Origin of the sequence: Clostridium culturomicium, assembly GCF_000821305.1 — a bacterium.
GTDB lineage: Bacteria > Bacillota > Clostridia > Clostridiales > Clostridiaceae > Clostridium_J > Clostridium_J culturomicium.
In genome coordinates, this window is record NZ_CCXK01000015.1 from 55,685 (window position 1) to 67,979 (window position 12,295).

14 protein-coding genes are annotated in these 12,295 nt (G+C 34.9%); 1 reads left to right on the top strand and 13 read right to left on the bottom strand.

The window, feature by feature from the left end:
• Positions 1-16: 16 nt before the first annotated feature.
• Positions 17-1,093: a nicotinate-nucleotide--dimethylbenzimidazole phosphoribosyltransferase gene (gene cobT, locus BN1075_RS07185; protein ID WP_040192459.1), complete on the bottom strand. Its 1,077-nt coding sequence runs from the start codon at positions 1,091-1,093 to the stop codon at positions 17-19.
• A gap of 397 nt (positions 1,094-1,490) precedes the next feature.
• Here cobT and BN1075_RS07190 point away from each other — a divergent pair, with 397 nt between their 5' ends.
• Complete coding sequence (locus BN1075_RS07190) at positions 1,491-2,366, top strand: DMT family transporter (protein WP_040192460.1); 876 nt, start codon at positions 1,491-1,493, stop codon at positions 2,364-2,366.
• 427 nt (positions 2,367-2,793) lie between these two features.
• On the opposite strand, the gene BN1075_RS07195 is transcribed toward BN1075_RS07190, so the two are convergent.
• The 12 genes from BN1075_RS07195 to BN1075_RS07250 form a co-directional block, all read right to left on the bottom strand.
• The gene (locus BN1075_RS07195; protein WP_040192461.1) at positions 2,794-3,273 is read right to left on the bottom strand and encodes a cupin domain-containing protein; all 480 of its coding nucleotides are present in this window, start codon (positions 3,271-3,273) and stop codon (positions 2,794-2,796) included.
• Positions 3,274-3,277: 4 nt separating this feature from the next.
• A complete protein-coding gene (gene eutH, locus BN1075_RS07200; RefSeq protein ID WP_040192462.1) occupies positions 3,278-4,369 on the bottom strand; it encodes an ethanolamine utilization protein EutH in 1,092 nt (363 codons plus the stop codon).
• Positions 4,370-4,397: 28 nt separating this feature from the next.
• Entirely contained in the window at positions 4,398-4,943 is a 546-nt protein-coding gene (locus BN1075_RS07205; protein WP_040192463.1) for a BMC domain-containing protein, read from the bottom strand.
• Complete coding sequence (locus BN1075_RS07210) at positions 4,936-5,208, bottom strand: EutN/CcmL family microcompartment protein (RefSeq protein ID WP_040192464.1); 273 nt, start codon at positions 5,206-5,208, stop codon at positions 4,936-4,938. Before BN1075_RS07210 ends, BN1075_RS07205 begins: the two co-directional genes overlap by 8 nt.
• A gap of 12 nt (positions 5,209-5,220) precedes the next feature.
• Positions 5,221-5,898: a hypothetical protein gene (locus BN1075_RS07215; protein ID WP_040192465.1), complete on the bottom strand. Its 678-nt coding sequence runs from the start codon at positions 5,896-5,898 to the stop codon at positions 5,221-5,223.
• A 128-nt stretch (positions 5,899-6,026) separates the two neighbouring features.
• On the bottom strand, positions 6,027-6,662 hold the full coding sequence (eutD, locus tag BN1075_RS07220) for an ethanolamine utilization phosphate acetyltransferase EutD (protein ID WP_040192466.1): 636 nt from the start codon (positions 6,660-6,662) through the stop codon (positions 6,027-6,029).
• A 144-nt stretch (positions 6,663-6,806) separates the two neighbouring features.
• On the bottom strand, positions 6,807-7,097 hold the full coding sequence (eutM, locus tag BN1075_RS07225) for an ethanolamine utilization microcompartment protein EutM (RefSeq protein WP_040192467.1): 291 nt from the start codon (positions 7,095-7,097) through the stop codon (positions 6,807-6,809).
• A gap of 35 nt (positions 7,098-7,132) precedes the next feature.
• The gene (locus tag BN1075_RS07230; protein ID WP_052406448.1) at positions 7,133-8,602 is read right to left on the bottom strand and encodes an acetaldehyde dehydrogenase (acetylating); all 1,470 of its coding nucleotides are present in this window, start codon (positions 8,600-8,602) and stop codon (positions 7,133-7,135) included.
• Positions 8,602-9,342, bottom strand: coding sequence for a BMC domain-containing protein (locus BN1075_RS22430; RefSeq protein WP_052406449.1), 741 nt, complete (start codon positions 9,340-9,342; stop codon positions 8,602-8,604). The genes BN1075_RS07230 and BN1075_RS22430 overlap by 1 nt, the downstream gene beginning before the upstream one ends.
• 15 nt (positions 9,343-9,357) lie before the next feature.
• A complete protein-coding gene (gene eutL, locus BN1075_RS07240; RefSeq protein ID WP_040192468.1) occupies positions 9,358-10,011 on the bottom strand; it encodes an ethanolamine utilization microcompartment protein EutL in 654 nt (217 codons plus the stop codon).
• A gap of 17 nt (positions 10,012-10,028) precedes the next feature.
• The gene (eutC, locus tag BN1075_RS07245; RefSeq protein ID WP_040192469.1) at positions 10,029-10,916 is read right to left on the bottom strand and encodes an ethanolamine ammonia-lyase subunit EutC; all 888 of its coding nucleotides are present in this window, start codon (positions 10,914-10,916) and stop codon (positions 10,029-10,031) included.
• 12 nt (positions 10,917-10,928) lie between these two features.
• A complete protein-coding gene (locus BN1075_RS07250) occupies positions 10,929-12,293 on the bottom strand; it encodes an ethanolamine ammonia-lyase subunit EutB (RefSeq protein ID WP_040192470.1) in 1,365 nt (454 codons plus the stop codon).
• Positions 12,294-12,295: the final 2 nt, after the last annotated feature.

The following is a 12,295-nucleotide window of genomic DNA, read 5'->3' on the forward strand; positions in this document are numbered from 1 at the left end:
TTTTCCCTGCACTTTCCTACTCTGTTTCTCTTATATCAATATAATCACTTTCATCCACACCTGATTCACTGAAGGATGCCATATTACTCATAGTGTATATTGCTCCCTCAATTATACCGAAAGCAATTGGACATCCTGTTCCTTCACCAAGTCTCATGCCTAAATTAAATAATGGCTGAACACCCAATGCTTCCATTGCAAACTGAGCCCCAGGTTCAGCAGATAAATGTGATCCAAGCATGTATTCTCCTGCTTTAGGACATAACCCCTTAGCACATAAGGCAGCTGCCGAAGAAATTAATCCATCTATCACCACTGGAATTCTAAACAATGCTCCGCCTAAAAACACACCACATAAACCGGCAATATCTAATCCCCCTACTTTGGTTAATACATCTAATGCATCCTCTACCTTAGGTTTATTAACTTCTATTGCTTTTTTCACCATTCTCCTTTTATGAGCAAGACCATCATCTGTTAATCCAGACCCTTTACCTACTATAAGATCACTATCTATTCCAGAAAATACGCTTATTATCGCTGCTGATGTAGTAGTGTTCCCAACTCCCATTTCACCAGTTCCAATTAAATCATAACCACGTTCCTTTAAATCCCTAACAGTTTCAATTCCAACTTTAATGGCTTTAACAACTTCTTCCCTAGTCATTGCAGGACCCTGAGTCATATTTCTTGTACCATAACTTATCTTTTTGTTTACTATTTTAGGATTATCAAAATCCTTATCTACACCAATATCAATAAGTTCAACATCACTGTTATAGTACTCACTAAGTTTACAAACAGCTGTAGTTCCATCTGCTATGTTCTGTGTTACTATTGCCGTTACTTCTCTAGGACAAGAAGAAACTCCTTCTCTTTCAATACCGTTGTCTGCACACATTACCACAATTGTTTTTTTATTTATTTTTTTAATTGTTTTGCCTTTTATTCCACTTAGCTTTACAACTAAATCTTCTAAAACCCCTAAACTCCCTATAGGTTTGCTTAAATGATCTAAATAACGTTTAGCTGCAGCCATTGCATCCTTATCTAAACCTTCAATTGAGTTAAGCATTATTTTTAAGTCTTCCATAATATCCCCCCGCTTATAATTAAAAATTAAGAATGACCAAATTAAAAATTTATCTTGATAAATCATATTAAATAACTGATAATATTGCTGATAACAATTATCAATTTATTTTTTATTTGTCTCTTTCTCTATTTTAACTTATTAACTTGAAAAATTTAACTCATTAAACCGAATTTAATGTAAAGTTCATATTAACCAAATCGTAAATTGGAAATATAACTTAATGAAATGCCTTCTCATATTCATTTGAAGGGGTGCTCTACTGAGTAAGTTCGAGTAATTAAATCAAAGATGCACGCAGTGAAAGTTCTGCTGACCAAATCGTAGATTTGGAGCATCACTTTTAGACTATTACTTAAATTCGCCTTTTCCAAATCATAGATTGGGAGGCTCATTTATGGAGGAAACTATGAATAACAGAAATACAGGAATTATCCTTATAATTTTATCCGCCTTTGGATTTGCAATGATGTCAGCCTTTGTTAAGCTTGCTGGCGACCTGCCATCTCTTCAAAAGGCATTCTTTAGAAATGTAATATCTTTTATTATTGCCTTAGCAATGATTATCCGTCATAAGGAAAGTTTACTTGGTAAAAAAGAAAACCAAAAGCTACTTCTTATGCGTTCAACCTTTGGAACCTTAGGTGTAGTATTAAATTTTTATGCTATTGACCATCTTATTTTATCTGATGCAAATATGCTAAATAAACTGTCACCCTTCTTCGTATTGCTGTTTTGTGCAATATTCTTAAAAGAAAAGCTTACTTCAAATCACATAATAACAATTCTTATTGGTTTTTTAGGAGCATTACTTATAATTAAACCAGCCTTTAGCGTTGATTTAATTCCTTACATTGCAGGGTTATCATCTGCAGTATTTGCCGGTGCCGCTTATAGCTGTGTTAGAGCCATTGGAAACAAAGAAAAACACTATACAGTAGTATTCTATTTTTCATGTTTTTCTGTGGTAACGCTCTTCCCAATGATGATATTAAACTATGTACCGATGACCGGACTTCAATTAACTTATTTAATCTTAGCAGGTGTTTTTGCAACCCTTGGACAATTTGCAATAACTCTTGCATACCGCTATGCACCTGCTAGAGAAATTTCAATATTTGATTACTCAAACATAATATTCTCTGCATTAATTAGTTTAGTAATCTTTAAGCAAATTCCAGATGCCATAAGTATTTTGGGTTACTTAGTCATCTTTTCTGCCTCTTTTTATATGTTTTTGTATAATAAAAAACTTGATAAAAAACTTTCATGAAAACAGTCACCAAAACATGCTAAGGTGCATTAATAAAATTATAACTATTTATTTATAAATTATTTATTAACAACTGAAATAAATTCTACTTCTATGGCAAGAATCATAACAACTAGAAAATTCTACTTTTAATTTAGGTAACTCTTTTCATTTTAATGCAAAGGAGCTTCGGATCTATAAGTTCGAGTATTAAAGAAACGCTTTACTATCGTTCTTATAAAAATTTAGATTCTCACTAAGGGAGGTATTTTTATGAAAAAAGCTTTAATACTACTAGCCGTTACATGTGCTGCTTGTACAGCAATAGTAGCCACTAAGAAAAAAAGACCTCAATATTTATCTAAAACAGAAACACTCTAATCACACCATACTTAAACCAAATTACTAAAGCCTAGGATATTAATCCTAGGCTTTAAGCTATTTATAATTAGTTTTGATTTGCCCAATCTGCTGGATAAGTTACATATATAAATCTTGCATAGTTAGGAACTGAGAATTTAATACTACTTCCCTTTGGAATTAATATTAATTCTCCCGCATCAGCAGACACTATGCTATTGTTAATAACTATATCTAAATGGCCATCAATTACATAGTCAATTTCATCGTAATTTAATGTCCAATCGAAGGTAGTTTGTTTCATTTCCATAATACCACAGCCAAGTCTAGGACTTTCTTCTAGTGTGAATAAATCCTTAGTATATACTATATCACTTGCTGTTCCAGTATCCATTCTGTCTTTCTCACTAACTCTGACAGTAGGAAGTTTTACTGAAATAACTCCACTAACATCTTTATTTCTCATGTAATCTACTGAATCACAACTAGATGAGCCAACAGCCCCACCTATTTTTTCTTCGATTATTTGTCTCACTAATTTCTCTAATGTACTTTTATCAATATCCATTCCTTTAAGCCTCCTTCTTACCAGTCATACTTCCGGCTATGAATGTAGCTACAATTACAGCTGTTATACCTGCAACTAATTTGCCAACTATCATAGGTAGTATCATTGATGAATTAAACCCTGCTGTAAATCCAAGGTGATCTCCGAATACAAAGGCTGCTGATACAGCAAATGCAACGTTAATAATCTTACCTCTGTCATCCATATCCTTCATCATTCCAAACATAGGAATACTGTTAGCTAAAGTAGCAACTAACCCTGCTGCAGCTACATCATTCATTTTTAAAACTTTTCCTAAGCCCATAAGAGGAGTCTTGAATACCTTTGTTATTACATATACAAGAGGGAACGCTCCTGCTAATACAATTGCAATGTCTCCAACTATAGCAATACCTTCTTCGATTGGATTCATTCCTGGAATTAAAACTATACCTGTAAGTTTTTCAACTACTGCTGCTGCAAGACCTAAAGTAATTACTATAACAACAAACTTTCCGAAATAAGTAAAACCTTTTATTACCGCACTTTCAAATTTCCATAATCCAAGAGCAATGAGTGCTGCAATTATTACTATAGGTATTAAATTTCTTAGCACCATCATCACAGGAAAACCAGCAACTAAACCTCCAACAAAAGAACCTATTGGAATTGTAATTATTCCTGCAAGAACTCCTAAGGCTAAGAATCTTTGATCTGATTCTTCTATTATCCCAAGCGCTACTGGTATAGTAAATACTATAGTAACTCCCATCATTGAACCTACTATTAATCCACCAAATAAACCTGCCTCCGGATTTACTGCCAACTCTGCTGAAAGAGCTGCTCCACCCATATCATTAGCAAGGAGTGTGCCTCCAAACATCCCTGGGTCAGCACCTAAAAAATTAAATATAGGTACTACTACTGGCTTTAGAAGACTCGCTAATACTGGAGCTAAAGATATAACCCCAACCATTGCAAGTGCAAGTGAACCCATTGCCATGAAACCTTCTTCAAATTTTTCGCCTAATCCAAATCTATTACCTATACATTTGTCTAAAGCTCCTAATACCATAAATATAACCATAATATATACGATTATTTCATTTATTCCCATCATTTCATCTCCTGTTAACTTATAATTCTTATGTTATATATTTTAGAATCATTTCATCTGGAGACCTTATTATTGATGTATTAATTATCCGTCTAGCTTCAATAGCATCTTTTCCACTTTTAAGTCCTTGTTCTACATCACTAACATCACCAGACACAGTGAAAACTAATCTCCCACTTATTCCAGAGGCTATCTGCAATTTAACAAGATTTAAGTTTCCACCCTTTAAAGTACTATCTAATGCCTTAATTCCACTGCTTATGGTCATTGTTTCAAATAACCCCAATGCACCTTTAGGCGGCATCATAACTCTGCTGGTTAATGCCCGAATAACTGTATCTTTTATTCCACTGATTAAGGCACTATCCAAAATATGCCCTTCGCCAGCTTCATTTCCCTTATTAAAGACAGTTCTAACGGCATCCTCATCTCCACTTAAAATTACTAATAACCTTCCAGGGCAAATTACTCTGAAAAGAACAATCTGAACTTCTGCCAGTTTTATCATTTCATCTGTAACTTCAGTTCCCTTACTTATGCTTTTAAATTCAAATGATACAATACTCCTACTCATCATCAACCTCAATCGTGTCAATAATTCCTACAATAGCAGTATCTATAGGGATATCCTTATCACCTACAGATACTCTTGCAGAACCGCCTTTTACTATGAGAACTAAATCTCCAGCACCGGCCCCAACACTATCAGCACATACTAGCAGGTTGTCATCCATCTTATCTTTATTTTTCATTGTCTTTACTATTAAGAACTTCTGGCCATTAAGCTTTTCGTCCTTTCTAGTAGACCATAGCTTTCCTACTACCTTTCCAATAATCATTTTATGCCTCCACTAAACCCTCTTAACTCTTAGGTTATGAGTTCTAATGAAATCAGTGGCTAATGGAGTAATAATACTTTTTTTATCTATTACTATTGTATAAACTCCTGGAATAATTTTATTTCTTATTTCTGCTTCATTAATAACCTTTTTATTCCTAATTTCTATCTCTTCAGATGAACTATTATTAAAAACCTCAATGTTTTTAATATCTTCAACATTACTTAATAGATTTTTATCATTTTTCTTAATCTCACCTACATAGCCTATAATCTGAATTCCATTTAATTTTATTTGCTGCTCAAAATCTAAGTATTTGCTATAGAGTGCTTTGGGAGCTGTATTTTTATATTTTTTATATTCTAGTCCATTCTCAAGGACGTATACCTCTTTGCCCTTCATAAGCATTCTTATTACAAATTCTTCTGCTACTCCTTCAGTATTAAGAGTAGCCATGTTAGCCATAGCTTTCAAAGATAAAGCTGGAATAATGATGATATCTCCATCCACATCTTCATTCCTATAAACTGATATACTATACTCACTTCCTAGGCTTTTTGTTATCTCACTTATATTTTCTTCTGACATAACTACAGCTACTTTATTTAAGGGACCTATTGAATTTTTTGAGCAATTTATTTTGTTATATACCTCATTCACTATTAAGTCCACAACTTCATCGTAATTCATTTCTACGCCCCCTAATTAAGGCTTACTTTAAGGTATACTTTTTAACACCCTAACGACTACTTAACAATTAATTCTTTCCTAACTTTAAAAACTATTATGCCTTAGAGAATCAAATTAACATATTACCTTTAAAGTTCTTTATGCTTTATAATTGAGCATAAAGTTCCCTTTTTAAATCCACATGCATTTGCTTCATCGTAATCAATGTGCATATAAGTTCTAAAGTTTGGACTTACTCTCATTACTACATCATCAAAAATGAGTTCCCTATCACCGTATACACGCGCCATAACAATTTCCTTATCTTCTACTCCAAACTTCTCAGCATCTTCTGGTGTAATGTGTATATGCCTTTTAGCTACAATTACGCCCTTATCTACAGTTACAGAGCCTCTATCTGTTGAAATAGTTATCCCCGGTGTATCTTCAATATGACCACTTTCTTTAACTGGTGCTTTTATTCCTAAAACTAAGGCATCAGTCAAAGATACTTCTAATTGAGTGTCTTTCCTTGCAGGTCCAAGAACAACAACATTTTTCAAGGCTCCTTTAGGTCCCGTTACAGTAACCCTTTCCTCACAAGCATATTGACCTGGTTGTGATAAATCCTTCATCCTTTTAAGTGTATGCCCTTGACCAAACAACTCATCTATGTGTTCTTTACATAAATGAATATGTCTTCCTGAAGCTTCAACTTCAATAAAAGCTTCTTGTTTAACTCTTTTTACTACTTCATCTATCACTTCTTGTAAAAGATTATTCATATTCATTCCTCCATTAAAATTTTTAATGTTAAGGAAACCTCCACCTAATTTTCATCAGGTGGAGTAAGTTTAACTAACTAAATCTTAGACTTAGAGTTTTACTTAAGAAATACACTAAATTAACAGTATATCTCTCCCTTTTCACTATAGAGTTGTAGGACTCTTAGGAAGGATAGCATCGACCTCAAAGTGTGGTCTTGGAATAACATGAACTGAAAGTAATTCTCCAACTCTTTCAGCAGCTGCAGCACCTGCATCTGTAGCAGCCTTAACTGCTCCAACGTCTCCTCTTACTAAAACTGTAACAAGACCTCCACCTACTTGTTCTTTGCCAACTAACTGAACGTTAGCAGCTTTAACCATTGCATCGGCAGCTTCTATTGCTGCAACTAATCCTTTTGTTTCAATCATTCCTAATGCGTTAGCGTTTGCCATTTCATTTCCTCCTCAATTATATTTTGTTAATTTTTCTATCTCAATTCATTGATAATTTTTTTAACTAAAAGATCTATTAATTCATTGGTATCTGCAGAAGATACACTAGAACAGCAACTTGAAACTGATGGTGTTCTAAAATCCTCAATTTCCTTAACTCCATATCCAACCTTCTTAATATTCATTAAATGAAGTGGTCCAACGTTGTCAGAAGTAGCGCTTCCACCTATAGCTCCACAACCAAGAGTTAATGCTGGAATAAGATTTATTGATGCCCCTATTCCTCCTAAAGTACTTGGTGTATTAACAGGTATTCTTGATACTGGCATACTTAAGGCAAATCTTCTCACAATTGACTCATCTTCGCAGTGCATTGAGAAGGTGTGTCCTGCTCCTTCATTATGAAGAATGGCTTTACATTTTGCTTCAATATCATCAATATTTTTTTCTACATAGAAAGCTAAGATTGGAGCTAATTTTTCTCTTGAATATGGTACATTATGCCCAACTTCTGTTTCTTCAGCAATAAGTACTCTTGCGGTTGCTGGAACATTTGTTAACCCAGCTAATTTCGATATAGCAGCAACACTCTTTCCAACAATTTGAGGGTTCATGGAACCATTAGCTCTCATTATAAATTTTCCAAGCTGTGCAGCCTCCTCTTTATTTAAGAAGTACCCACCTTGCTTTTTAAATTCTGCAACTACCTTATCTTTTATGCATTCTTCCATTATTACAGATTGTTCTGATGCACAAATTGTACCATTATCAAAAGTCTTAGAATCCATAATTCTCTTTACTGCAAGAGGAATGTTTGCACTCTTATCAATGAAGGATGGTCCATTACCTGGTCCAACTCCAAGGGCTGGATTTCCAGATGAGTACGCAGCCTTAACCATAGCGCTACCGCCTGTTGCAAGAATCATAGCTGTATCATTGCTGCTCATTAGCTCCTGTGTAGCTTGAAGGGTTGGAATAGAAATACATCCTATTGCTCCATCTGGACATCCTGCTTTAGCTGCAGCTTCCTTCATAATTCTTACAGTCTCCAATATAGCTTTTTTAGCACCAGGGTGTGGTGATAATACTATTGAGTTCCCTGCTTTAATAGAAATCAGAGTTTTATACATAGCTGTTGAAGTTGGATTTGTAGATGGAATAATCCCTGCTATCACTCCCATTGGTACAGCAATATCCCAGACCTTATTCTCCTTATCTTCAACAATTATTCCTACTGTCTTAAGATTTTTTATGTATTCATAAACATAAGTTGAACCAAATATATTTTTTATAACCTTATCTTGCCAAATTCCAAATCCTGTTTCTTCAACAGCCATTTTTGCAAGTTTTTCTGCATTTGCAGCTGATGCTTCAGCTATAGCTTTCACAATTCTGTCAATTTCTTCTTGAGACATTTTTGCAAGCTTTTCTTGAGCTGACTTAGCTGCTTTTAGTAAATTTCTCACTTCTTGAATTGATGCTAAATCCTTATCAATTAATTCCATTATTTATCACCTGCTTCGCTATTTTCCTTTATTGCTCTTATTAGTTCATCTTTTTTTGCAAATTTTATTTGTTTATTAGTCATTGAAAGCTTTAAACTTCTTGCAAGTCTTCTTAACTCTTCAACCTTCATTGAATTTAAATCAGGTTTACTTTGTTCTACTTCTAAAGCCATGACCTTAGCCTTTGGTTTTTGTGCTGTCTCATTAATAGCCGGAACAGGCTCTAAAACCTTCTCCTTGTGAATAGCCTTATTTTTAGCTTCTATTAATTCATCTATAAATTCTTCAACAGCTTCTTCCTTAGCCTTTTTTTCTAACTGAGCTTCCATTGATTTTTCTATATTTTCTTCCGATATTTCTTCTTGTTCATCTATCGGATTTTCTTTTTCTATAGCTTCATCTGTAATTTCTATATCTTGTGTACCTTTAGCAGCTTCATTAATTTTTACCTCAGCCTTCGCCTCAGCTTTCTTAGGAGCAATAAAACTTGCTAACTGATCATCAAGTCTTGGTATAACATGAGAAGTTCTCAGTCTTCCCAAGGCTTCCGCTGCAGCTGTGCCAGCATCAACAGCTGCCTTAACCGCAGCCACATCTCCAGTTAATTTCACTACAGTAATAGCAGCATTTACTTTTTCAAGGCCAATTAAAGTAACTCCGGCAGCCTTTAGTGCAGAATCTGCAGCTTCCACTGCTGCCAGATATCCATTAACCTCTATTAGACCTAAAGCTCTACTCATATTATGCTCTGTCTACTAATAGCTTTTTGGCTCTTGAGCAACTGATTTAACTGCTTCTGCAAAAGCATCACATGCTGCTTTACATGCTGATTGAGTACCAGTAAGAAGTGCTCCAGCATAGTTAGTTTCTGTTGGTGGGGTAAAGAACTCCTTCATAACAACATCTGCTGCCTTCATTGCTGCATCTATTCCATAAATAGCTTCCATTGGTGGGGCAACAAGATATGCAAGAGCTTCTCCTTCTTTAACTCCAGCAACTTTTGAAAGATAAGTTCCAGTTCTAGATACACAATGAGCATAATATGCTATTGAATTATCTTCATTTGCACTTACAAAATGAGCTCCTGTCTCTATAAATGCTGTAGCTGCATTTAATCCACTTCTAACCTCTGCTGGACTTGGTCCTGACATTATTCCTATAACCTCTCCAGCAAGTTTAGTTGATGCATTAGCTGCGCCAGCATACATTGAACGAGCATAAACTACCTCTACCTCTGAAGCCTTTGTTGCTTCGTCAAGAGCAGTATAAGTAACATCATCACTATCAGCAGTAATTATTCCTATACATCTGTGCCCTTCAGGCAATTCTAATCTATTGCACATTTCTTGACTTAAATTTGAAATCATCTTTGATCCTAATACGGTTGCACGTAGTGGTTCATTAATCACAATTAATACCCCCTAAATTATATTTTTAAATTTATTCCAGATGCTTTCTTATCAAGCATTAACTTAATAAGTTCAGCTACGTGTGCTCCAGCTTCAACTGCTGTAGTACCACCCTTATGAATGTTGGAAATAACTGTTCTATTAGCTTCTGGCATATTTGCAGTTGGTTTGTATGCTATATATGCACTCATTGATTCTGCAGTAACGAGGCCTGGTCTTTCCCCAACTAGGATACATACAACTTCAGCCCCTGTTGCATCACCAATAGCGTCCATAGCTCCAACTCTCGCATGTTTAACAAATAATATATCTCCAATTTCAATTCCATACATTTTTAAGCCCTGCTTAATTGCTGGAATTATCTCTTTAATATTAGCTTCTATAGCTGCTGAGCTTAATCCATCTCCAACAACTAAAAGTACCTTTTGTCCTGAGAATTTATCTTTTATAAATTTGGTAGTTTCTTCATCAAATCTTCTTCCAAGGTCAGGACGGGTTAAATATTCATCCTTATCATGGCACATTGTATTAACTGGAATTAACCCATTGGCTTTAATAAAATCTTCATCAACATATGAGAAAACTGAGTCTTGCGCTGCAGCATGGTCTGCTCTAACTCTAAGCTGAGTTATTGTTTTATATCTAGGTCCTGAACGACCGATACCGATTCTTGCAGGCGTTCTTTGTTTCATTTTTAGATATCCTTCTCTATCATGAGGATTTTCAACTAAAAGCTGTGTTTTTAAATCTATTTCAGTAATGTCTGGTATACATCCATTCTCATCAACTGAAGATGCTCCACTAACTTTATTGGTAACTTCATTAACAATGTTATTTACTCCAGCTTTCCCTATCATATCTACTAATAACTTTTCAACCATTGATTTTAATTCTTGTTCATTCATGATGAGACCCCCTTATCCTAAGAATATTGAAGCGTCCCCAGCTTTGCTGGTTAACTTACCATTATCAACTATGCCAATCTTCTCCATCCAATCCTCAAACTCTTTGATTGGTCTTAAGCCTAAAAGTTCTCTAATTGTAGCAGTTTCATGATGTCCTGTAGTTTGATAGTTAAGCATAACATCGTCGCCATGAGGAATAGCCATAAAATATGTACATCCTGCTGTAGCAAGTAATACTGCTAAGTTTTCTATATCGTTTTGGTCTGCCTTCATATGGTTTGTATAACAAACATCAACTCCCATTGGAAGTCCTGTAAGTTTACCCATGAAGTGATCTTCTAGACCTGCTCTTGTAACTTGTTTTCCATCATATAAATACTCTGGTCCTATAAAACCAACAACTGTGTTAACAAGGAATGGCTGGAATCTCTTTGCAAAACCATAGCATCTAGCTTCCATTGTAACCTGATCTGCTCCATGGTGAGCATCTGAAGAAAGTTCTGACCCTTGACCTGTCTCAAAGTACATTACGTTTGGTCCTGTAGCTGTACCTTGATGTAATGCAAGCTGTCTTGCTTCTTCTATTGTTGCAGCATTAAAACCAAAGGCTGTGTTTCCTTTTTCAGAACCTGCTATTGATTGGAATATTAAATCCTCTGGTGCCCCTCTTCTGATAGCTTCCATCTGTGTTGTAACGTGTGCAAGTACACAGGTTTGAGTTGGTATTTTCCACTTTTGTTTGAACTCTTCAAATCTATTTAAAACTTTTATTACGCTTTCTACAGAGTCATCAACTGGATTTAATCCAAGAACTGCATCTCCCATTCCATAGCTTAAACCTTCCATTAAAGAAGCTGTTATACCATCTGGGTCATCAGTTGGATGATTAGGTTGTAATCTAACTGATAAAGTTCCTGGTAATCCTATTGTTGTGTTGCAATGGGCTGTTACTTTAATTTTTTTAGCTCCATAAATTAAATCTAAGTTAGACATAATTTTTGCAACTGCAGCAACCATTTCAGAAGTAATACCTCTTGAAATTCTTCTTATGTCTGAACCAGTGGTATTATCATCTAATATCCACTCTCTAAATTCAGAAACAGTCCAATTTTTAATCTCATTGTAGATTTTTTCATTTACATCATCTTGAATAATTCTTGTAACCTCATCCTGCTCATAAGGCACTGCAGGGTTGTTTCTTAAATCAGCTAAAGTTAGGTTTGCAAGAACTACTTTGGCAGCTACTCTTTCCTCTGCTGACTGTGCTGCAATTCCGGCTAATTCATCTCCAGATTTCTTTTCATTTGCTCTTGCCATAACTTCTTTAACTGAACTAAACTGATAAACTTTTCCGAATAATTTAGTTTTTAAAATCATGT